The organism is Thermoactinomyces sp. CICC 10522, assembly GCF_016055075.1.
In the GTDB taxonomy this organism is placed as follows: Bacteria; Bacillota; Bacilli; order Thermoactinomycetales; family Thermoactinomycetaceae; genus Thermoactinomyces_A; species Thermoactinomyces_A daqus.
The window spans coordinates 97,922-119,686 of record NZ_JAECVY010000009.1 but is presented as its reverse complement, the minus strand read 5'-3'; the positions used below and the strand labels follow the sequence as shown (position 1 = coordinate 119,686).

General features: G+C 46.2%; 28 protein-coding genes. 15 read left to right on the top strand and 13 right to left on the bottom strand.

The features are described 5' to 3' along the window. From I8U18_RS18100 to I8U18_RS12935, 10 genes are all read right to left on the bottom strand, one after another. On the bottom strand, positions 1–493 hold a 493-nt coding region (locus tag I8U18_RS18100), incomplete at its 3' end, for a phage portal protein (protein ID WP_198055907.1). Positions 494–513: 20 nt separating this feature from the next. Next, on the bottom strand, positions 514–1,773 hold the full coding sequence (locus I8U18_RS12975) for a terminase large subunit domain-containing protein (RefSeq protein WP_198055908.1): 1,260 nt from the start codon (positions 1,771–1,773) through the stop codon (positions 514–516). Then, positions 1,770–2,162, bottom strand: a complete 393-nt coding sequence (locus tag I8U18_RS12970; protein WP_198055909.1) for a hypothetical protein — start codon at positions 2,160–2,162, stop codon at positions 1,770–1,772. The genes I8U18_RS12975 and I8U18_RS12970 overlap by 4 nt, the downstream gene beginning before the upstream one ends. Positions 2,163–2,215: 53 nt before the next feature. Then, positions 2,216–2,734 carry a ParB N-terminal domain-containing protein gene (locus I8U18_RS12965; RefSeq protein WP_198055910.1) on the bottom strand — a complete coding sequence of 173 codons (519 nt, stop codon included), beginning with the start codon at positions 2,732–2,734 and terminating at the stop codon, positions 2,216–2,218. Then, positions 2,731–3,834 carry a phosphoadenosine phosphosulfate reductase domain-containing protein gene (locus I8U18_RS12960; RefSeq protein WP_198055911.1) on the bottom strand — a complete coding sequence of 368 codons (1,104 nt, stop codon included), beginning with the start codon at positions 3,832–3,834 and terminating at the stop codon, positions 2,731–2,733. The genes I8U18_RS12965 and I8U18_RS12960 overlap by 4 nt, the downstream gene beginning before the upstream one ends. Next, the gene (locus I8U18_RS12955; RefSeq protein WP_198055912.1) at positions 3,831–4,430 is read right to left on the bottom strand and encodes a ParB/Srx family N-terminal domain-containing protein; all 600 of its coding nucleotides are present in this window, start codon (positions 4,428–4,430) and stop codon (positions 3,831–3,833) included. Before I8U18_RS12955 ends, I8U18_RS12960 begins: the two co-directional genes overlap by 4 nt. A gap of 40 nt (positions 4,431–4,470) precedes the next feature. Continuing rightward, complete coding sequence (locus I8U18_RS12950) at positions 4,471–5,250, bottom strand: phosphoadenosine phosphosulfate reductase domain-containing protein (protein WP_198055913.1); 780 nt, start codon at positions 5,248–5,250, stop codon at positions 4,471–4,473. Further along, the gene (locus I8U18_RS12945) at positions 5,219–6,616 is read right to left on the bottom strand and encodes a sodium:solute symporter family protein (protein WP_198055914.1); all 1,398 of its coding nucleotides are present in this window, start codon (positions 6,614–6,616) and stop codon (positions 5,219–5,221) included. The genes I8U18_RS12950 and I8U18_RS12945 overlap by 32 nt, the downstream gene beginning before the upstream one ends. 273 nt (positions 6,617–6,889) lie before the next feature. Beyond that, positions 6,890–7,072, bottom strand: coding sequence for a hypothetical protein (locus I8U18_RS12940; protein WP_198055915.1), 183 nt, complete (start codon positions 7,070–7,072; stop codon positions 6,890–6,892). Beyond that, positions 7,069–7,437 (bottom strand): helix-turn-helix transcriptional regulator, encoded by a 369-nt coding sequence (locus tag I8U18_RS12935; protein WP_232336382.1) that lies wholly within the window; start codon positions 7,435–7,437, stop codon positions 7,069–7,071. Before I8U18_RS12935 ends, I8U18_RS12940 begins: the two co-directional genes overlap by 4 nt. Positions 7,438–7,642: 205 nt before the next feature. On the opposite strand from I8U18_RS12935, the gene I8U18_RS12930 reads away from it, so the two are divergent. From I8U18_RS12930 to I8U18_RS12915, 4 genes are all read left to right on the top strand, one after another. Beyond that, a complete protein-coding gene (locus I8U18_RS12930) occupies positions 7,643–8,173 on the top strand; it encodes an ArpU family phage packaging/lysis transcriptional regulator (protein WP_198055916.1) in 531 nt (176 codons plus the stop codon). 471 nt (positions 8,174–8,644) lie between these two features. Next, the gene (locus I8U18_RS12925; RefSeq protein ID WP_160173822.1) at positions 8,645–8,794 is read left to right on the top strand and encodes a hypothetical protein; all 150 of its coding nucleotides are present in this window, start codon (positions 8,645–8,647) and stop codon (positions 8,792–8,794) included. A gap of 65 nt (positions 8,795–8,859) precedes the next feature. Beyond that, a complete protein-coding gene (locus I8U18_RS12920) occupies positions 8,860–9,744 on the top strand; it encodes an ATP-dependent DNA ligase (protein ID WP_033100334.1) in 885 nt (294 codons plus the stop codon). After that, positions 9,722–10,081, top strand: coding sequence for a YhjD family protein (locus I8U18_RS12915; protein WP_483316409.1), 360 nt, complete (start codon positions 9,722–9,724; stop codon positions 10,079–10,081). The genes I8U18_RS12920 and I8U18_RS12915 overlap by 23 nt, the downstream gene beginning before the upstream one ends. 1,012 nt (positions 10,082–11,093) lie before the next feature. On the opposite strand, the gene I8U18_RS12910 is transcribed toward I8U18_RS12915, so the two are convergent. The 3 genes from I8U18_RS12910 to I8U18_RS12900 form a co-directional block, all read right to left on the bottom strand. Then, on the bottom strand, positions 11,094–11,423 hold the full coding sequence (locus I8U18_RS12910; protein ID WP_152568504.1) for a spectrin repeat-containing protein: 330 nt from the start codon (positions 11,421–11,423) through the stop codon (positions 11,094–11,096). A 763-nt stretch (positions 11,424–12,186) separates the two neighbouring features. Beyond that, positions 12,187–12,567 carry a tyrosine-type recombinase/integrase gene (locus I8U18_RS12905; RefSeq protein WP_232331149.1) on the bottom strand — a complete coding sequence of 127 codons (381 nt, stop codon included), beginning with the start codon at positions 12,565–12,567 and terminating at the stop codon, positions 12,187–12,189. A 23-nt stretch (positions 12,568–12,590) separates the two neighbouring features. Continuing rightward, positions 12,591–13,055 (bottom strand): GNAT family N-acetyltransferase, encoded by a 465-nt coding sequence (locus tag I8U18_RS12900; RefSeq protein ID WP_033100329.1) that lies wholly within the window; start codon positions 13,053–13,055, stop codon positions 12,591–12,593. A gap of 334 nt (positions 13,056–13,389) precedes the next feature. Here I8U18_RS12900 and I8U18_RS12895 point away from each other — a divergent pair, with 334 nt between their 5' ends. The 11 genes from I8U18_RS12895 to I8U18_RS12845 all read left to right on the top strand — a co-directional run bounded on the left by I8U18_RS12895 (position 13,390) and on the right by I8U18_RS12845 (position 20,941). Continuing rightward, complete coding sequence (locus tag I8U18_RS12895; RefSeq protein WP_033100328.1) at positions 13,390–14,733, top strand: cytochrome P450; 1,344 nt, start codon at positions 13,390–13,392, stop codon at positions 14,731–14,733. 350 nt (positions 14,734–15,083) lie between these two features. Further along, positions 15,084–15,659, top strand: a complete 576-nt coding sequence (locus I8U18_RS12890; RefSeq protein ID WP_052154076.1) for a GerAB/ArcD/ProY family transporter — start codon at positions 15,084–15,086, stop codon at positions 15,657–15,659. 505 nt (positions 15,660–16,164) lie between these two features. Further along, positions 16,165–16,473 carry a rhodanese-like domain-containing protein gene (locus tag I8U18_RS12885; protein ID WP_198055917.1) on the top strand — a complete coding sequence of 103 codons (309 nt, stop codon included), beginning with the start codon at positions 16,165–16,167 and terminating at the stop codon, positions 16,471–16,473. A 17-nt stretch (positions 16,474–16,490) separates the two neighbouring features. Continuing rightward, positions 16,491–17,063, top strand: coding sequence for a sulfurtransferase TusA family protein (locus I8U18_RS12880; protein WP_198055918.1), 573 nt, complete (start codon positions 16,491–16,493; stop codon positions 17,061–17,063). A 13-nt stretch (positions 17,064–17,076) separates the two neighbouring features. Continuing rightward, positions 17,077–17,472, top strand: coding sequence for a DsrE/DsrF/DrsH-like family protein (locus tag I8U18_RS12875; RefSeq protein WP_198055919.1), 396 nt, complete (start codon positions 17,077–17,079; stop codon positions 17,470–17,472). 22 nt (positions 17,473–17,494) lie between these two features. Further along, a complete protein-coding gene (locus I8U18_RS12870; protein WP_198055920.1) occupies positions 17,495–18,625 on the top strand; it encodes an MBL fold metallo-hydrolase in 1,131 nt (376 codons plus the stop codon). 18 nt (positions 18,626–18,643) lie between these two features. Next, positions 18,644–18,871, top strand: coding sequence for a sulfurtransferase TusA family protein (locus I8U18_RS12865; protein WP_198055921.1), 228 nt, complete (start codon positions 18,644–18,646; stop codon positions 18,869–18,871). Between the two features lie 82 nt (positions 18,872–18,953). Beyond that, positions 18,954–19,430, top strand: coding sequence for a DsrE/DsrF/DrsH-like family protein (locus I8U18_RS12860; RefSeq protein ID WP_198055922.1), 477 nt, complete (start codon positions 18,954–18,956; stop codon positions 19,428–19,430). A 17-nt stretch (positions 19,431–19,447) separates the two neighbouring features. After that, positions 19,448–20,224, top strand: coding sequence for a sulfite exporter TauE/SafE family protein (locus I8U18_RS12855; protein ID WP_198055923.1), 777 nt, complete (start codon positions 19,448–19,450; stop codon positions 20,222–20,224). A gap of 50 nt (positions 20,225–20,274) precedes the next feature. Further along, entirely contained in the window at positions 20,275–20,685 is a 411-nt protein-coding gene (locus I8U18_RS12850) for a rhodanese-like domain-containing protein (protein WP_198055924.1), read from the top strand. Continuing rightward, on the top strand, positions 20,675–20,941 hold the full coding sequence (locus tag I8U18_RS12845) for a metal-sensitive transcriptional regulator (RefSeq protein ID WP_198055925.1): 267 nt from the start codon (positions 20,675–20,677) through the stop codon (positions 20,939–20,941). The genes I8U18_RS12850 and I8U18_RS12845 overlap by 11 nt, the downstream gene beginning before the upstream one ends. The last annotated feature ends 824 nt before the right edge of the window (positions 20,942–21,765 follow it).

Genomic DNA, 21,765 nt, shown 5'->3' with positions numbered 1-21,765 from the left:
TGGCTGCCAAGCTATCCAGGGGGAGGTAGCCCACTTCATCAATCACCAGAACTTTGGGCCGTATATACACTCTGAGCCGTTTGTCCAAGCGGTTTTCCTGTTCCAGTTCCGTCATGGGCTCACCCCTGTCAATTGCTCGGCGGGAACTGGCCACCATGACCTTCGCGGACGTATTCAAGAAGGTATGCACCCATTCCCACAATTCATAGGAAGAGAGCATGGGATTGGGACGTTGGATGAGTTTTACCAGCCAATGATCGGGAACCTCTTCCAAACCATGATCCGTCGGGCGATAGACTCTCAACAGTGCTTCAGGGGCACTCGTGGCAATCATGGTGACACAAGCCGAAGCGATGCTATTTTTGCGATAGCCTTCATCGGTCAGCGTGGTTAAATCATACTCCGGGTCGGTGCGGACCGTAGTCCAGGTAGTGAGGAACGTCGGAGCCGCTTTCTTTTCAAACTGCTTGAGTCGTTCCGTTAAGTTGAACATGGTTTCACCTCTTTCTTTGCTTAAACAAAGATCTGCATCGGTGCATGTTCCTTCAATGCCCAACAAGCCAAGGCCAAGCTCATCACACAGTCGTCATGGGCGCCCGGTGGGGCACTGAAGGTCATGTTGCCGCTTTTCGTCATCTCGTAGCCGAAAATCTCCAGTTCATGAATCAAGTCCGGAATATCAGGGAAATGGATTTCTTCCTGCTCCAGAAGCAGTTGCAGATTCTCAATTAACTGCTGTTTGCTGCGTTGGGTAAAATGAAAACCTTCCACGTACAGTCCCCGTTGTTCCAAGGCTTCCATCACCACATCGCCCAATCCGGTAGAGTCGACAATGACTTGGGCGTCATTGTATTGCTGAGCCATCTGGACAATCCGCTCGATTTGGAATTGCCAGCTGACCTGATTAAACCGGTCGAAGGCCACCACCTTTTTCTCCTTCACATCCATGCAGGTCAAGACGGTATAGTCCGTTTTCCGTGCCAAGTCCACGCCAAGGATGTATTCTCTTCCGAATTGGGGCGGTTCGCATACCCCTTGGATACAGGCGTGAATGTTGCGAAAGACGCCCGCGCTTTCGTCCAAGAACACGGCTTCATACTCTTGCTGATAGACTGAATCAGGCAAGGTGCTTTTCACTTCTTCCAGTTCCGAGGCGGGAATCAGGGGATTGGAAGAGGTCGGGAAGGTGAAACTTTGGTACTCCGGATACTTGGGGTCTTGCCCGCGCAGAAACAGTTCATAAAACCAGTTCCGGCCCTTGGGCGTGGATATAAAAATCGCCCTTCCCCCGGTATCCGTCAGGGTCGGACGCAGCGCTTCTTCCCAGGCTTCTCTTCGAACCAGAGCGGCTTCATCGACGACCACGAGATCCACCCCTTCCCCCCGGAGCGTATCCGGGATGGCGGCGGAACGAAACTCCAGCACCGATTCATTGGTTAATTCCAAGCGCAACGAACCGTTAAAGGCCTTCTGGATAAAGGGAGACAAGGCACGTCTTGCTAACCGGTACGCAATCAGGGATTGACGGTTAAAGGGAGCCACCCACCAGCAAAGAGAGCGTGGATGTTCCAGGGCTTGCTTCATCATCTCAGCCACACAGGCAAAGGTTTTGCCCCAACGCCTTCCGCACGTCAAGATGCGAAAACGGGCAGAGGAATCGTGAAGATGCCATTGGGCAGAATGCGGGTGATACCCTTGGACGATCAGTGGCTGGGAAGAGAAAGCGGCTTGTTCCCATTCGTAAAGGTAACCATCGGGAGCGTACAGGGTCATTCTTTTTCTTCCTTTCGTTTCCCAAAGTCCAAGATGATACGCTGAGGTTGTCCCTGTTGCGTAAGCGAATCCAAGGCGGTTTCTTTGCCCCATCGGTTGGGGAACCGTCGAGACAGAATCCATGCCGCGGCTTGCCAGCTTCCCTTCTTCGCCGCTTGGTCAATGTAAGCCAATTCGCGAATCTCGGCTTCCGCCAAGGCTTTGGTCACAGCATCATGAAAGTTCCGATACTTTCCTTTTTCTTCCCTTGCCCCTTGTCGCATCCAGTTATAAATCGTTTGTTTGGAGATGCCCGCATAAGCCGCAGCCGTTTCAATGTAATGCCCCAATCGGATGATGGAGACTATCTTTTTTTGGATGTCCGGTGTCAGTTTGGTTGGTCGGGCCATATCGTTCCACGCTCCTTCACCTCCTGATCACTGTGTGTTCTCATATGGGAACCTCAGGCTTCACGGAAAAGCTCGGCTTTGCTGTATTCCCGCTCCCGTGCCATCAGTTCCAGGAATTCTTCCCGGCTGAAATCCGATAAACGGAAGATTTCCTCTTTCTTCATGCCCAATTGTTTTCCGATCTCCTCGATGGACTTGCCTGAATCCATCAGGCGCTTCACGATCGCTTTCATCGGGGCCAGCAGGTGGGTTCCTCTTGCGCGGTTGTGCGTGACGGTTCCGTAGATGTTCGCGCTCTCGTCCTGGTGATCGACGATGACCACCGGAACCTTTCCGCCCAACAAGCTCCGAAGCGGCTCTTGGCCAGCGACCGTCCATCGGTGGAACCCATCGATAATCGTATAGTCCGGTCGGACGACGATGGGAAGCGTCCATCCGTTGGTCAGAATGGATTGCACCAACAATTTCAGGTTCTCTTTCGGAACCACGTTCGGGTTGTAGTCGTTTGGCTTCAGCTGATCCCGGTCGACGAATTGCAGTGAGTGAAGAGGAGCAAACAAATCGTGCTTCATTGCGATTTCCTCCAATAGTCGTTGATGATCGCGTAATAGAATGCTCGCAGCGTCCGGAGTTTCGGGTCTCCTGCGATTAACGCCTCGTACATCTCCTTGTAGTGCTTTTCCGTCATCATGGAATGGAAGCGGAGGAGGACATTTCGATAACGCAGCGCGACCGTTCGCTTATGCTCAGTGTTGAAGTTCTTGTCGATGTCGGACAGCAAGCGAATCAATTCTTTCTTATAGTCGACGTTTGGCTTTTGCGATTGTTCCAGTTTCCGCCTGTGCGAGGATTTTCGCCGGAACATTTCACTGTCCCAATAGAGCGCCACCAGATAAGCGTTTGGTTCCCGACGGGTCACCCGTTCCATGAGATCCGGGTAATACTCATTCATCTTTACCAGCACTTTGACCGTGTCGATGGAGAAGAACTGAGACACCCGCATTTCATTCCGGGTGGCGCCTGATTGCCAAAGATACCGATAGATATCGGGTATCTCGACGTGGTTCTCAAGGAGATACAGCCAGACATCCGAGTCCTTCCAGTCGTAGATCGGGAAGAGTCGTTTATGTTTCTTTTGCTTCGAGATGTTCTTCAACCGCTGAAGTGATTCGTACACCCGAATCCCGATCATCACGATCCCATCCACACAAGCCCGATCCAGAAACGCCTGATAGGTCATTTTTCGCGGTTTCAGGAGAGGATGGTGGGTGATCGCAAACGGGGGCATGGGACGTACCCATACGTCTCGTTTGTACCGGTCCCAACAGATGAAGGATTCGTCGTTTTCCAGTTCGTTCAGGCAGTTGAAGTGTTTCACTTCGAGGCAGTACCATTGGAACTTGGCGCCCACCAGCAAGAATTTCTTCCGCCACTCCATCACCGTCCGCTCAATGCAAGGGAAAACGGCTTCTTCATCGATGAAGTGAACCGTCAGAAGGGAGGGGTCAATCCGTCCTTCCTGAATGAGCGTATAGACCAGATGGGCCAGACAAAGGGAGTCCTTGCCTCCGGAAAATGACAGGTACACCGGCACGTTGTTGGAAAAGATGTTCTCGATTCGCTTTCGGGCGGCTTCGACGACATTCATCCGCCCCTGCTTTTTGATAATCATAGTTCAATCCGTCCTCCGCAATGCGGACAGTGAATGGTTCGCTTGGATTCAGTTGGAGGGGAAGAGGGGGGCCCTTGCTTTTCTTCAACCGCTTGTTGCTTGGCCTTTTCCATCATCGCTTCTTTTCGTTCAGCCGCTTCTTGGAACTCCTCAATTTCCGCTTCGTCCAGTTTTCCGTAATCAGCCAGTTGCTGTTCGGTATCCTCGAGATCACCAAGCAAGTCTTTCAGCAGATCATCATCAAACCCCGGGATATCCAGCTCATCTTTCAGTTCTCCCAGGATTTCCAGCATGGCTTTGTTATCGTCGATACCTAAGCTGTACACCCGGTTATCCGCCAGCATCAGCTTTTTCTTCTGCTTATCCGTCAGGTGCGTAACGCGCAGAACATCGGCCTCGGTCACTCCCATCTCTTTCAAGGCTTCATACAGACCGTTTCCGGCAAGGATGACATTGTTCTCATCCACGATCAGAGGCCGGATTTGGCCGAACATCTTGACGCTGCGAATCATCTCTTGAATCTGCTTTTTCGGGTGAATGCGTACGTTTTTCTCGGGGTTCCTCAGTTCCGTCAACTTGATCTTCTCTGTTTTCATGCGACTCGCTCCTTCTTTCCTCTCTTCTGGACTAAACCTATCAAGTCTCCTCCTCCAGGAATTCCCGGGCAGAGGGGATGAGCGTGGCAGCTTCTTGGACGATGGAGGGGTCAATGGAGTACACCTCTCGCCATCCTTGCCGGATGGAACCGGTATATTGTCGGGCCGGCCAACACCCTGTTCCCACTTTGAACCCGTTTGGCCATTGGTAGATGGGAGGCAACGGGATATGGTAGTAGTGAATGAGTCCCAGAACATGCTCATGCTTCCAGTCACGAAGGGGACTGTAACGAGTGATGCCTTTTTTGTTGGTGTAGAGGTTGGCCCCGGCTTTTCCGGTGTAATTTCCATCCGCTTTCCTCCGACCCAGAATGATCATGTCCAGTTGATGCCGCTGAACATAGAGTTCTTGCGCCCGATGCTGGATGATCTTGAACCACTTGGCTGCCGTCTGTGCATCCTGCGGAAACAGCATGTGAAGGTTCTTCGCCAGCCATTTCAAGTCTTGTCCGGTGTTGATGATTTCCAGTTGGGGTGGCCTGTGATCGTTCACCCACTGTATAAACGCCGGATACTCCAGATTGGACATGGCAAAGACACATGCTTCGATGCCCGCTTGCTCCATGACAAACTGAAGAGCGAGGGAATCTTTCCCCCCGCTCCAACCAAACGCGACATTCTGACCCTTCGTGTTTTTGTGAACATCCTCCACGGTTCGGTCGATCAACGAATCGATCTCCGCCTTGCTGACCCGCTCCTCGATCTGCTGCATGGCCCGGAGCCAGTCATCATTGGAGATCGCTTGTTTCTTTCCGAGCAAAGCGATTCCCCCCTACGTTGGATAGCAAGAAAGCCACGATTCCGGACAAGAGCAGCGTGGTCAGGCTTCCGATCACCTTGAGCGTACTGTTATCCACCAGATTGCCATAGGCGAAGATCGGCCAGCCGACCAGAAGCGAGGACAAGACGCCGAAAAAGACTCCTTTCTCCGACAACCGGACTCCGAGCAGGGTCAGTACCGTGGTGGCAAACGTCGAAGCCCGAAGCGTCCCATAGAACAGAAACAGACGGTCAATGGTCAGACCGGGAAGGTTGGCCAGCCCAATGGAAACCAGTGTCAGGAGGAGCATACTCAGCCGGTAATCTTTGAGCCCGGCTTTCTCCCTCAGGTCGCCGACCAGCGATGAGATGGAGCAGAGGTTACTACTGACCGTAGACAGGAGACCGGACAACAGCATGAACAGGAAAATCCACAGTGCCCAACGCGGGAAAAGGGAGGACACCAGTTCAAGATTGACGACTTGGGGGTTTTGTGCCTTCATGCCGATGCCCGCTGCCACAAAGCCCAGAATGCCCATCATGAGCGGTACAATGGCGAACAGGACAGCGCCCAGTGCAAAGGAAGCACCGATTTTCTCCTTCTTCACCGAGAAGGCCCGTTGCCAGAAGCTTTGATCTCCGAACGGACCGGAAAGAAGACCGATCGCAGCCGGAATACCGAACGACAACAGCACCTCAAGCCCCTTGGCATCGAAGAGACTCCCGTATTGGTGGCTCACTCCGCTAAGACCGGAGATCAGTGAAGAGAAGCCCTTCAGATGAATGGCCCACGGAGCCAACAAGAAGCAAGCACCGATCATCATCACCATTTGAACCGCGTCGGTGATGACGGAAGCGCGAATACCATGGGTGAAGGAGTAACTGTAGGTGAACAGCCCCAACAGGATGGTCATCAACCAGAACGGCAGCCCCGTCAGCAAGCTCAGGATTTTCCCGCCTGCCAGCAGTTGAACCACGGTGGAGAACAGGGACAATGCCGACAACTGAAACAGATACACCGTTTTCACGCGAGGGGAATAGCGATGCTCCATATATTCCGACAGCGTAAAGCCATTTGACATTTGCTCCCGAATCCGCTTGGCAATCGGGATGAAGATCAGCAGGCAAAGGACATTCGGCACCAGGAACCAGAACAGTCCCGGAATTCCGTTGGAATACGCCTTTTCGGCAGAAACAAAAAGAGCCGGCGCCCAAATCCATGTCGAAGCAACGGACAGCGCCATGCTCCATGTGCCGAACTTCCGATTCTCTGCCAGATAATCTTCTTTCGTGTTTTCTCTTCTCAGGAAGAAGGGAATGCCTGCAATGAATCCCAGGTAAACCGCCAGTACGATCAATGAGTCCATGCGTTTCTCCTCTTTCTCTTTTGCGTCGAATTGGGCCAAGAAAAAAACGCACCCGAAGGTGCGAAAGGGGAGAGCGGAAATGCGTTCCTATGCCATTGTCTTCATTATAAGAAAGGATGGATTCCGGTGCGCGCCAGATTTTGCGTCAACTTTGCGCCATTTTTTTTCTGTGAGAAAACTTCACAACTTGCGTCCAAAAACGCTATACTATAAGAAGTTGATCATGAACCTGAACTCCTTGAATCAAATGCTCTCCCTGAAACGGGAGATTTTTTATTTCTTTGGGAAGTACTTCTCGATTCGTTTCCGTGCCTCTTCCTGAATCTTTTGATACCCCGGGTCTTCTCTCCATTTTTTCTGAATCCGATCCCGTTCCAGTTGATGCTTGGCGCAAACGATATCCGGGTAATCAAAGCGTTCTCCACAAACTTGGCAGAAGTAGGCTTTGGGCTTCATTCATCTACTTCTCTCTCTTGGATTTGTTTCGCCAGTCGATAGGCTTGTTTCCGGCGTTTGGCTTCCTCTTCTTTCTCTTTCAATCGTTTCTCGATTTCTTCCCGTTCTTGCTGCAATTCTTCCTCGGTTTCTTCCAAGGTATAGAGATCATCCACTTTGACACCCAAAATCTTCGCCAGTTTGAACATCGTTTCCGGTCGGGGATAAGCGGCTCCGGTACACCACATGGTGATTTGTTGTTTGACAACCCCTAAGGCAATGGCCAGATTGGTTTTGGTCAGCTTCACTTTTCGGTCGTTCAGGTCCAGCATCAACCCTTCCTGTTTCTTTTGACTTAAAATCAACTCCAGATTTGGCTTTAACATCCCTTTCACTCCTATCCAACGCTTCTACTCCTCCCCCATTATATCACGGGAATATCCGATGTAAAACAAAAGGTGAAACAATTCCTTTTTCAATGAACAAATCGTTTAAATCGTTACCTTAATTTCAACAGAATGACAAAGATATGGTATAATGATAATCAACTTGATCATAAATAGGGATCTCTTCAGAATCAGGAGGGCATCCATGGTTTGGAAGGAAACCGTCAAAGATGTCATGAGAGAAACGGAATTGACCTTGTATCAATACCCGGTATGGAAGATCTCCATTGAGAATCAGAAAATCGCAGCCAATATTCCCCTATACAAGGAAAGAACAAGTCCCGCTTATACCGGATACCCATCCACAACCGAACGGATGGCCATCGAGAAAGTGACCAAGGAAATCAAGATTCAACAGATCGAAAAATCACTGGAGATTTTAACGGAATGGGAACGACAATATATCGAGGAAAAATACTTTAATCCCCGGCATCCATCGGATTATGAAGTATGCGAAGAGTTGGGGATTTCCAGAAGAACGATCACTCGTCTGAAAACGCCGGCGATTTTGAAAGTAGCCACCGCCCTGAATATCCCGAAAGCCGAGGAATGCCTGACGGAGATCATGATGAAGAAATGGGCGATACAAGGAGGACACCATGACCAAACAAGAGAGAATCCATCGGATTTGCGAACTGTATTAAGAAGCGATTGGAGAACTTCTCGCGTTGCGTGAAGAGATGCCCGTTTTTGATTATGTCATGGACAAGGCTATCATCCGAATCCAAGAAGCGAGGAGAAGCGTTTGGTGGCTACTGGGACGTTCGCATCTTCAAGGCACACCCAAACCAAAGGTGGAACCCTTACGGAGTCCGTAAGATTTCAAGCGATTAGAGGCTCCTGCCTTCATGCGAAGATGAAAAACTGCTTATTTGGACACCATTTTGAGACACCTTTTTATCCATCTACTATAACACTCAAAAGGACACAAATTCGCTACTCCTTACGAATAAATGAATGATGACGCCAGAACCAAATCTGTTTCCCGGAAACAAACAAGCTACCTGCGATAGGTAGCTCTTTTTTATATGATCGATCACATTATGAATCATATGAAATATGATCTGATCAATGATATTAAGGATGAAAGTTAAATCTCTGATTTTCTTTGTCTCTTCTGTGTTGCCCCCATTTCTGACAAATCCACATGGTTCATATTGAACAGTTGGAGACCTTGTACCAGATGACGGGTGACCCGTATTTTTATCAGATGAGTCAGACGTTCCATCATGATTGGTATGGATGGCCAACCAAAATCAAACGGCAGGTAAACAAAGTGAAAGCGGTCTTTGAATAGATCCCCATTCATTACCAACCATTCAGAAAAAGTGGAAATGATATGATAGAAATTGGTGATATCCCATGTTTCTATCTCCCATGCTCTTGCACAAAGCAGACAACGCCATGAGCGATGATTCCTATATTTGTGAGTTAAAGCTGGATGGGATTCGCTTGATTTTGTCCAACGTCGATGGCAAGCTTCAGTGCTGGACCCGACATGGAACCCCTTGTCTGGATCGATTTCCCGAATTGTCCAGGCTTCATCTTCCGCCAGATACCATACTCGACGGTGAGTTGATTGTTACCGATGAAAAAGGCCATCCGGACTTTGAAGCAATTATGAAACGGTTTCAGACGACGAACCCACGAAAAATGGAATCGTTGGTCGATTCGTACCCGGTGGAATACTGTGTGTTCGATCTTCTGTGGTTAAAGGGAGAGGACTTGACGCGGCTGCCACTTATGGAAAGGAAAGTCTTGTTAGAGGAACATATCCAAGATCAAGACCACCTTGCCCTGGTGAGGTGGATACCTGGGGAACAGGGAAGGATTTTCTTTAACCTGATCAGTGAGCAGGGCCTCGAGGGAATCGTCATGAAGCGCAAAGAATCCATATATCAAATTGGTAAGCGATCGCATGATTGGCTCAAAGTCATCAACTATCATTATCATGATGTCCGGTTGACCGGGCTGAGGAAAGGTGAATTCGGCTGGCTGATCGGCATCGAGGAAAGCGGGAGAATACGATCGGCAGGGTTGATCGAGTTTCCACCGCCGCCAGATGTTCGGAAGGCAGTGTGGTCCATTGCCGAGCAAGGGAAGATCCGCGAGGATAAAGATTTTATCTACCTTGACCCACAGATCCGGATGAAAGTGAAGTCCCGTGGCTGGACGAAACGGGGAATGATACGGCTGCCGGTGTTTCAGGAGTTCTTGTTTGAAGGTGATCATCATGCTGCTGGATGATGGCCATCAAGAATTCATGCTGAAACTGAAGCGATATGTTCATCTGGAAGTACTGCTATCAGCCTTGTCTCGCGATCGAAAGCAACTTTCCCATTTGAAAATGGCCGATGTTTACGGATGGATGATTGATCAAGTGATGGACCGCATCTTAAAGGACATGACGGAGCTGCGGGGATATTTCAGAAGATCACCGGGAGAGATCATCGAGATCAAACAGGAACCGGAGTATCGCCATGTAGCCTACAAGTACAAAGGATACCGGCAGGAAATGAAGTTCCTGAATGAGTGGATCAAGGTCGAATGCGGCGAAATCTTGAAGGAGTATCTGACTGCTTAGGTTACCCCGAAACAAGAACCAAATCTATTATGTAAAAGAGGGTTACTAACCATATGGTAAGAACAAAACGAAACAAAATGAAAAGACAGTGTTTGCTTTAAAGGGTTAGTAACACTCTTTATCTTAGTGATTAATTCCGGCAATGGCAACGACGGCGATGACAACGGCGACGGTGACAACGACGGCGATGATGGCGACGGCGGTGATGGCGGCAATGATCGTGATCTCTTCTAAAACTCATACCAATCGCCTCCTTTCAATGGAAAACAAAAGGAAGCTCATAGGGTAGGGGAAGAAATGAAAAAGGATGGAGTAAAAGCGGGGAAGTAGATGAAAGTAAAACTCTTTCTAATATTATATGTTTTTGGTTAACGATTGGTACTGGGTGTCAGCATTCTGTCACACCCAAAGGGAAATCATCATATGATGAACTAGATTATCAGTATACAGGGGAAAGAGACCGTATACGGTGATACGACGTATCTTTAATGGAACCCCATGATAGCCAGCCCATCAGCCGTCCAAAAGGATGGCTTTTTTGTTGTCAATAAACAAAAGAATCACCCGGAGAGCAGACGTTATTCGTGGGATGGAAAGGCGGTCTAAGAAGATATTGGTCCAAAAATCAATGGATATAGGATAAAAGCACTTTCCCTTTCTTCATCCGCGAATACGATATACCGAATTTGAAACAGGGAGGCAGATAAATGGGATTTAGTTGTTTTGGTGGTTTCGGCGGTTTCGGAGGTAGCTGTTTCGGTTTTGGCTTCGGGTGGAGAAGACTTTTGATTTTCCTTCTTGTGATTGCTACCATCTTCGTCTTTGTCGGCGGAGGATTTGGGTTCTAAATGGAAATGGAGGAATGAGTCACCTTACCGTGAAGAATTAGAAACAACCAACTTTACTGGAGCCTCATTGGCAAACTTGTTTTAACATGCATGTAAGCACCGTTAAAGTCCGCATCCGCCATTCTCGTAGCACCGGCGGACGCGGATACCTTGACGAATCAAAGCTAACCTCGTCTCATTCTTTCTTGGATCATTTTTTCGATTCGTTCAAACCTGTCGTCAATACTGGATATCCTTCGTTGGATGTCTTCTGCTATGCTCATATGTTTGGTTATGATCTCCTGCATAGCTCCAGGATGTCTTTGTTCTTCCCGACGAACTGAAATCGTGTACGGATAATCATAGGGATAACCAAAATCCATTTTTCTCACTTCCTTTTTGCCATTTTCCATTCGATGCTTTCGATCAGGAACTACTAGAGGAACTACTGTCCCGCCAATGAGAACTGGAGGAGGAACTGCTATCGTGCCAATGAGAACTGCTGGAGGAATCATGCCAGTGATGCCATCTATGACAAAGAATATGTTTTAGTATCTTCGTGGCTTTTTTGCTGTGACAGTACGCTTTGTACAATTTATGATAGTGATGGTGATGATGATGTCTGGGATAGTGAGGCATCGGATACATGGGAGGCATTGGGTACATTGGCATCGGATACATCGGAGGCCTTACGTGTTCCATACAATTCACTCCTTTTTTAAGTACGGTTGCACGATGATATCGTATGACCGTCCAACTGATTTCGAACTAAGCCATTTGACCAAATTGGGAATTGAATAAAAAAAGACCGCAAAGGCCTCCTCATCAACTGCTTCTAAGTTTAACTCTTGTTTGATTAAATTGATGATTCGGAGGCAATGATTAAATAGATCCATAATCTCATAGTTTCCTAATGAAATAAACGAAATATGTAAATTAAGACCGAATATTTGCTTATTTAGCTCTGACGAAAGAAATACCTCGTGTTTTTCTCTATAATCGTCAACTTTAATAACTAATTCTTTAGCCCGAAGAGCGATAGCTTCATCAGATATTAAACCGTAATTCCTCCTGCATTCTATAATTTCCCATAACTTTCTTTGAATTTCAGGATATATTCCAACCTTTTCTCCAATATCTTATCCCTTAGCGCTGATCGCTGAGATTGCACCGCAATCTTCTGCGTCTGCAAATTGAAATAAACCGTAACCAAGATCGTGCCGGCTCCCGTTAACAGCGTAATCGGCACAGTTACGCAGATGGACACCAATGAATTGATCATGGCTGCATCGATTTCGCTGGAATTCGGTCCTTCTTGCCTTTACCCTGATTCACTCGGATCTGGCAACGGTGGAAATCAACATCGCTTAACTTGATATTAGTAAGTTCGCTCACGCGAACACCCGTATAAAGTAGAGTCTTTATGATCATCATGTCTTGGAAATTCTTTGCCTTCCAAACGGCTTCATAAAAGCGCTTAATTTCATCCTCTGTAGGCACATATGGCAATTTCTTATTTGTTTTTGGCATTTCAACTTCCAACTCGGCACGTAAGTGACGGAATACACTCTTTAGGTAATTGTAATCTGGCCGCTCTTCGCGAAGGTACTTAGCCAGCTCCCGGGCCTTCTTTTTAGGTGGTGTCCGTTGTATTATCATATTCCCTCCCACCCTTTTAATGTTTATCCTTCTTCAGACAGATTCTTTGAGAGACGGATCATATCTCGACACTGAATTCCATTTTCATAAATCGCATCTTGGTAATGATTGATGAAAAAGTCTCTATCTATACCAATAATACGAAAGCCACATTTCTGATATAGGGCTAATTGAGAAATACTAGAATTACCAGTCCCGATTTCTATCGTTTTATATCCCATTGATTGAGCTGTTTCAATAGCATGTAAAACTAACTTTTTTCCAATACCCTTTCCTTGCTCCTGCGCTAAAACAGCAATATTAACAAGCTCCACAGTTTGAGGTCGAGTGTCTATTAACACATATACTCCGATGATTTGTCTGTCTCTTTCTGCGACGAAACAATGCCCTCGACTAATATAGCTATTTACAACTTCTAAAGAAGGATCAGCAAGTAAGAGCAAATCCAAAGGAGGATTTTCATAGTTGTGCAAAGGACGAATTTTCATTACATTTCCCATCCTTGACTTAATTTTTTGAGTACTCCCAGCCTATAATTAAAAGAACTCTTACTCCTATATCGCTAACCGTTTATCCAAGTCCACATGCTACTACAGCCAAACCAAAATCGCCGCTCTGTATCTCTACCCCCAGGGTGTATTCATGATTTTCATCCTGTTCATCAGCATTCGACTTTTTCAAGAATTCCCGACTTCTAGTGCTAAATCGATGTTCAGCACTAGGTTTATCAGCAAGATCGGGCCTCAAGAAGCCTTTCTTATTGGATGAAACTGCGAAAAACAGTAATACTACAAACAAAACACTACGCGACGAGGTGAAACGATGACAAACAATATCACTACAGGTCCGAGAGGGTTGCCGATCTCAGGCAATCTATTCGCTTTCCGTAAGGATCCGCTCGGATTTTTGCAAAAGGCGGCGAAAGAACATGGAGACGTGGTTCACATCCGCTTCGGACCGCAGCGTCACATCTATCTGATCAGCAATCCCGAATATATAAAGGAAGTGCTGGTGACGAAACAATCCAGCTTCCACAAAGCAAAGGGCTTAAGAACAGCCAAAGCCGTGATTGGAGAAGGGCTGCTGACCAGCGAAGGTAAGAAGCACTTGCGCCAACGCCGGCTTATCCAGCCAGTGTTTCACAAGCAGCGCATTGCCGCCTACGGCGACAGGATGGTGGAGTTCGCCAAAAACCTGATCGATGGGTGGCAGGACCGCGAGGAGAGACTGATCACCCAGGACATGATGGAACTGACGCTGGCGATCATCACGGATACAATGTTTGGCATCGATGTTCGACAAGACGTTCACGACATCGGTCACGCTATCGACGTCGGTATGCATTACGTCAGCCGCAGGGCCAGTTCATTCATCGACATTCCACTGGCTGTACCGACCAAGAGCAACCGGGAATTTCAACATGCGATCGAGGTGCTTGACAAGACAATTTACCACATCATCGAAGAACGTCGCAGTCAGAGCGAACCGGAACGGGGCGATCTGCTATCAATGCTCCTTGCCGCTCGCGACGAGATGAACGGAACCGGCATGACTGATCAGGAGGTGCGGGACCAGGTGATGACAATCTTTATCGCTGGACACGAGACGACGGCTAACACTCTGTCGTGGACTTGGTATCTGCTGTCGCAGCATCCGGAAGTGGAGCGGCGCTTTTGGGACGAACTGGACAACGTGCTCGAGGGTCGACTTCCGACCGTTGATGACATCCCGAGTCTGACCTACACAAACAACATTCTCTGGGAGGCGATGCGTCTCTATCCGCCCGCCTGGTCAATTAGCCGCGAGGCGGTGGAGCCAGTGCAGATTGGAGAATACTGCTTCGAACCAGGTGAGACGCTGATGATGAGCCAGTACGTCATGCACCGCAAGGAAGAGTACTTTGAGAATCCGGACCGATTTTTCCCCGAGCGTTTTGAAGGCGACATCTTAAAACGCATACCGCAGTTCGCCTACTTTCCTTTCGGCGGCGGGCCCCGTATCTGCATCGGCAACAACTTCGCGCTGATGGAAGCGGTGCTACTTTTGGCGACGATCGGACAGCGCTACAAGTTGGAGCTCGCTCCGAACCATCCGTCCGTCGAGCCGGAGCCTCTGGTCACGCTCCGTCCGAAAAAAGGCATTCGCATGGTGGTCAAACAGCGATAAGGAGAAAATGCTGCTCCAATACAAAAAAACGCCAATGTCGAGACCCCTTTAAGGATTAAAGTGGAAATGCTGTCATGGCAGTAATGGTAGACGGAATGAGGTGTGGTCGGCTGGCAGCACAGCAGGTTCTTACACCGATCCCAAAGGACTTTAAAGCCAGTTCGATCATGTGGGGCTTTTTTGAAAACCATCCGAAGTAAACCAACATTTTTCATAACCGCAGGAAAAATCCTTGGGGCCGTGGGATGGTAACTCATGGCTTTTTACATGGATCTGTTTCACCTTCGCTGCTTCGCTACATGCATATACAAATATACTTTTTAGCATCTTAAATAGAAAGGAGGTTTATGATGAAAACAACATCTGCCTCGATCAATGTTTTGCAACTAACCATGTTAATCATAACAGCCGTGGGAATCCAGACCCATGTGATCATTACCCCTGCTTTATTGGAATCCGCGGGGCGTGATTCCTGGGTTGCTGTCCTACTGGCAGGTGCAGTTGTTCTCATTTGGTTGGTCATTATGAAACGAACCAAGCAGGCCAATCTTGTATTTTGGATATCGAAACACGTTGGTAAACTCCCTGCCGTGGTTGTGATCCTACTCATTTGTGCGGATTTGTTTATTGGCGTTTTCGTCACGCTGAAGGATACGTCTAATTGGACAAATGCATCCTATTTAATCAGCACCCCCAATTTTGTCATTGCACTGTCGATCATCGCTCTTTGTTTTTTTGGAGCCTATGCCGGAATAGAAGCCATTGCCATTACAAACGGCATTTTACTTCCGGTGGTGGTTCTTTTGGGTCATTTAGTGATGTTGGGGAATATGCCGCGAAAAGATTACGCCTTCTTATTTCCCATTTTACAAAATGGCTTGGAACCATTGCTGAAAGGGATGATTTATGCAGCTCAGGATTTGTAGAGGTACTTGTAGGGGGAGTGCCTTTCTGCGTTCGGGATTGTCCAATTTATCTATCTTGGCTGGATCAAAACGACGTTCAGACATGCTAGCCTCTCTTTGAATATCTGAATTAACATTGATTATATCAGGTGGCCTCCAAATTCCAAAGATTCGTGTGAAAAGGAAGATTCCTTGTAGAGCAACACCCGATCACATGTTATACAATGAATGTTAAGATTTGTTAAAGACAATAAATTGAAATTTCTTTATTAACACCGATCTTACCCAGGCATTTAAGAAGGGCAGCCACTACTGACCTGTTAATTCCTTCTATTTTCAGTTTCAAATAAATGATCCAGTGGATGTTGACAAAAGGCATTGCCTTTTATATTATACCTATAGGCGTATATGTATATATAAACTAAACTACCGACATTAAAGTTGGTATTTTTTATCCGTATACATATACCTATGCAGGTATATGTATAAGAAACTATTCCATCGACAAGAAAGGAGGGAGTTTTTCATGAAAAAAAACATTCCAACCATTACACCGCAAGAAGTGGAACATCGGCTCCAAAAAGGAGAGAAACTGAACATTATTGATGTTCGAGAAGAAAAGGAAGTAGCGGAAGGAAAAATCCCGGAAGCGAAACATATGGCTTTGGGGACGTTGCCTGACCGGCTGCATGAATTGGACCCGAGTAAAGAATACATCATGGTTTGTCGTTCAGGTGGCAGAAGTGAGCGGGCCTGTGAGTTTTTGCAAGAGCATGGGTTTAAAGTGAAAAACATGGTTGGTGGGATGCTCGCATGGAAAGGTAAGACGCAATAAAAAAGGAGGAAAAGAATATGTCCATCAAAGTCGACGCTCAGCTAGATTGTAAAGGACTTTCCTGCCCCATGCCCATTGTTCGCACCAAAAAGGCGATGGATCAACTGGAACCCGGTCAGGTGATTGAGGTACAAGCAACGGACCCCGGATCCCTGGCGGATATTCAAGGATGGGCAAAAAGTACCGGGCATCAATACCTGGGCACGAAACAGGAAGGAGAGGTCCTGAAGCATTATTTGCGCAAAGCCAGTCAATCCGAATTAAAGGAAGAGCGGAAGCATCCTCATGTGATTCAAAACGAGGAGCTATTAAAAAAGCTGGCTTACGATGAAGGATTTATCCTTATTGATGTTCGTGAACCAGCGGAATATGCCTTTGGACATATTCCCGGAGCTTGTTCGATTCCATTTGGTCAATTGGAAGAACGAATGAATGAAATTCCAAAGTATCAACCTATTTATGTCATCTGTCGTACCGGAACTCGAAGCGACATGGCTGCCCAACAGTTAACCAAGCATGGATTTAAAAATGTTATTAATGTTGTTCCGGGAATGTCCAAGTGGACAGGTCCAGTCGATCAAGAAAAATAAGGAGAGATGATTGATGAGTAAAAAAGTTGCCATTATCGCGAGCAATGGTGGTTTGTTCGATGCCTATAAAGTGTTCAATATTGCGACGGCTGCAGCCGCTGCAGATGCAGAAGTAGCCATTTTCTTCACTTTTGAAGGGTTAAATCTGATCCATAAGGACGCTCATCAACAATTGCCCGTACCCGCAGGCAGAGAGCATTACATGGAAGGATTTAAAAAAGCCAATGTTCCTTCCATTCCAGAATTGTTGCAGATGGCGCAAGAAATGAATGTGAAGCTGATTGCTTGCCAGATGACCATGGATGTCATGAGTTTGAAAAAAGAAGACTTTGTCGACGGAGTCGATGTTGGCGGAGCAGCTACGTTCCTGCATTTTGCCCAAGACGCCGATGTCACGCTCACATTCTAATAAGAAAGGGTGTTTTTGAACCATGGCAGTTACCAAAATGAACGCCAAAGAGTTACATGAAAAAATTGACAGTGGAAAACCAGTATTTATTCTCGATGTCCGAAATCCAGATGAGTACAATGACTGGAAAATTGAAGGAAAAAATATTCAATCCATCAATATCCCTTACTTTGATTTTCTAGACGAAAATGAGACAACCTACAAAGATCTTCCGAAGGATACAGAAATCATAGTCATTTGTGCTAAAGGCGGCTCTGCTTTGATGGTTGCCGAGCTTCTGGATGAAAAAGGGTACAAAGTGAGTTATCTGGAAAAGGGGATGTTGGAGTGGAGCCAATTTTATCATCCAGTTACCGTCGTTGTTGATGAAAATATAAAGTTGTTTCAAATCAATCGTTTGGCAAAAGGTTGCCTATCCTATATGGTCGTCTCCGAAGGTCAGGCGATGGTTGTAGATCCGAACCGACACATTGAAGAATACACAAATCTTGCGGAAAAGGAAAACGCCAAAATCGTGCATATCATGGATACGCATTTACATGCTGACCATATTTCGGGCGGTCGGGCATTAGCAGACCAAACTGGAGCTACTTACTATATTTCTTCCTGTGAAATGCAAGGGACGAATATATCGTTTGAGCCACTGGAAGAACACGATGAAATCCATTTCGGGGCTGTGCGTGTCAAAATTTTGACCATTCCGACACCAGGTCATACGCCCGGAAGTGTGTCCTTTCTAGTTAACGATCAGTATCTGCTTTCGGGGGATACCATTTTCGTAGGAGGTTTGGGAAGGCCAGACCTTGGAGGAAAGGCAAGAGAATGGGCACAATCCCTGTACGAGACTGTATTTAAGAAAATTGCTCTCCTGTCAGACGACATCATTGTATTACCTGCTCATTATGCCGATATTCAAGAGATCAATGAGAATGGTTATGTGGGGGCAACTTTAGGGGATATTCGGAGAAGCAACGAAATCATGCGTACGGAAGATCGTGAACAATTTACTGAAATGGTTGCCGGGACTGTAGGTGCCACACCACCGAATTATGAGGAGATTATAGATATTAACCGTGGAGTTATCAAGGTGTCTCCAGATAAAGCAACGGAATTGGAAATTGGGCCCAACCGTTGTGCTATTCATCACAGTTAACTTAAAGGGGGCTTATCGATGAACCCAGATAAAGTGTTAGATGCAAAAGGACTCTCTTGCCCTATGCCCGTCGTTCGCACCAAAAAAGCGATCGATGAGTTAAAACCAGGCCAGATCTTAGAACTTCATACAACGGATTCAGGCGCTTTAAGTGACATCCCTGCCTGGGCCAAAACAGCCGGGCATCGAGTGATCGAACAACGCGAAGATAACGGTGTGTATAAATTCTGGATTCAAAAGGGCTAAGGGATTCAAAGATGATCTCCTTCATCCTGTCCATGAAGGAGATCATCTCATTTAAAAATATCAAATGGGAGTGGAGATAGTAATGGAAGATAATAAATCAACCTTGATCGTATTCAGCGGTGATTTGGATAAAGCGATTGCCAGCTTTATTATTGCAACGGGATCTGCTGCAATGGGAAACCAAGTGACCATGTTTTTTACCTTTTGGGGATTGAACATTCTTCGTAAAGAGCAATATGTACCTGTACAAAAATCCTTTATGGACAAGCTGTTTGCCAAGATGTTGCCAAGAGGGCCTGAAAAGTTGGGGATTTCCAAGATGAACTTCGGTGGCTTGGGAGCCAAATTGATGAAATACACCATGAAAAAGAAAAACATTACGACTTTAAAAGAGCTCATCGAAATGGCAAAAGAACTGGATATTAAAATGGTAGCCTGTACCATGTCGATGGACGTGCTGGGAATTAAGAAAGAAGAACTGATTGATGGACTTGAGTATGCTGGCGTTGCATCTTATCTTGCAGAAGCAAACGAGGCAAAAATTAACTTGTTTATCTAAGAAAGAAGTGTCCGGATATGGATATAGGATTAATGATACTCATTTTTTTCATCGGATTTATTGGTTCTTTTACCTCCGGAATGCTGGGGATTGGAGGATCCATTATTAACTATCCGATGCTGCTCTATGTTCCTCCTTTACTGGGCTTTACTGCATTCACTGCTCATGAAGTAACGGGAATTGGGGCGGTTCAAGTATTCTTTGCGACCCTCACAGCAGTGCTTGCTTACCGGAAAGAAGGCTACCTGAATAAGTCTCTCGTTCTTTACATGGGGATCAGCATTTTAATCGGGAGCTTTATCGGTGGATACGGGTCCAAATTGCTTAGTGAAGGACAAATTAATTTGATTTATGCCATTTTGGCAACGATTGCGGCATTGATGATGTTTGTTCCCAAAAAAGGACTGGATGATATTCCGGTGAATCAAGTGAAATTTCATGTTCCTTTAGCTATAATATCTGCATTTATCATCGGGATTGCATCTGGGATCATTGGTGCAGCCGGGGCCTTTATCCTGGTTCCTGTTATGTTGGTCGTTTTGAAAATCCCTACTCGAATGACGATTGCCACTTCGCTGGCTATCACCTTTATTTCTTCCGTTGGATCCGCCTCGGCTAAAATTGTCACAGGGCAGATTGATCTGATCCCGGCCATCGTTCTGGTCATTGCCAGTATCGTTGCTTCACCATTGGGAGCCACGGTCGGAAAAAAGGTAAATCCCAAAACGTTGCAAGTGATTTTGTCAATCGTCATCGTTGCGACATCGGTGAAAATTTGGTTCGATTTTCTTTAATTCCTCCATTCATGGGGGGATTTTTTCTCTAAGACAGGAGGAAACTATATATGAATAGTATTTTTATTGGTATTATCGTATTATTAGGTGGGATTCTTTATTTTTATCTTATGAATCGGGGCATACAAACAATCAGCCCGAGTGAATTATTGAAGCTCATTGAAAACAAAAAAATTCATTTGCTTGATGTCCGGGAAAAACATGAATTTCAATCCGGTCATATACCCGGGGCTATAAATACCCCACTAAGCCAAATCGATTCACTAAAGAAAAGGGTTGCTGCCTGGGACAAAGGCGAAAACATTTATCTGTACTGCAGAAGCAGTTCTCGAAGTGCGATCGCCGCCCGGCAATTGCGTAAGCTCGGGTTCCAGCAAGTGATTCACCTTAAAGGCGGACTCATGAATTGGAAAGGGCCGATCAAAAAAGTAAGTAAGGGGGGGAAAGACGATGCTGTATGATGACAGTGTGAAAAAACGGTTGCGCCGTATAGAAGGACAAGTTCGCGGGGTTTTGCGCATGATGGAGGAAGAGAAAGACTGTAAAGAGGTCGTGTCGCAATTATCCGCGATTCGTTCAGCTGTGGACCGGTCGATCGCGTATATTCTCACTCATAATTTGGAGCAATGTTTGAGAGAAGAGATGGAAAAAGGAGAAAATGCAAATACCAAAAAACTTCTAGAGGAAGCAATCAATTTAATGGTACGCAGTAAATGAGTGTTGTAGTTGATTGTTCCATCAAGTTAAGAAAACCCAAACCCCCAAAATGAAAGACGCTATTCTTTCTATTGGGAATTGAATAAAAAAAGACCGCAAGCCTCATCTTTATGCAAAGTGTTTGTGGATCAAGGTTGAGTGCGGCGAGATCTTGAAGGAGTATATTCGCTATATGGAATAGAGCTTACCCAATGGGTAGGCTTTTTTGATATAAAAAACCGCCTCACATCTGGGCGGTTTGTTTTTTATCGTTTTGTCCAAAAACCACGGATTGATAATGTTAACCCTCTCCCCTCTCTCTTCCTCTGTGTTGCAGCCATTTCTGACAAAACCGTGAATAGGGTTAGAAACATTTGTTTCTCTCCGAATGTATCGATAGTGATGAAAAAGGAGAGGAAGTTTGTATGTTCAACATCAAAATTGGACGGTGGGATGCAAATCCTTTTTGTTGGCATCCAAAAAATCAGCAATGAATTTAGCCGCGTAACGAATATAGCCTGAAAACCCATATGGACTTTGCGGTCAGACTAATCCTACAATACTATACACTTTTGAGATAATATAATAAAAACTATATTCAAAGTGGTGATATTATTGAGACGTGGATAATTTTAAAATCGGGATGGTTTTGGTTTTTCCTAGGAATTAGACTATCTTTCCTGTATTAACTAATCTACTTATGCTTTTAGTTTTAACTTTTTAGACAATTTTTTCTGTACAGGGTGATATTCCTACATGGATACAATTTTTTGGTGGTTATTGGGGATCTGTGGTTGGTGGAACAAGATCGTGCCATTCAGGCAGCACAAAACCACTATCGGCAT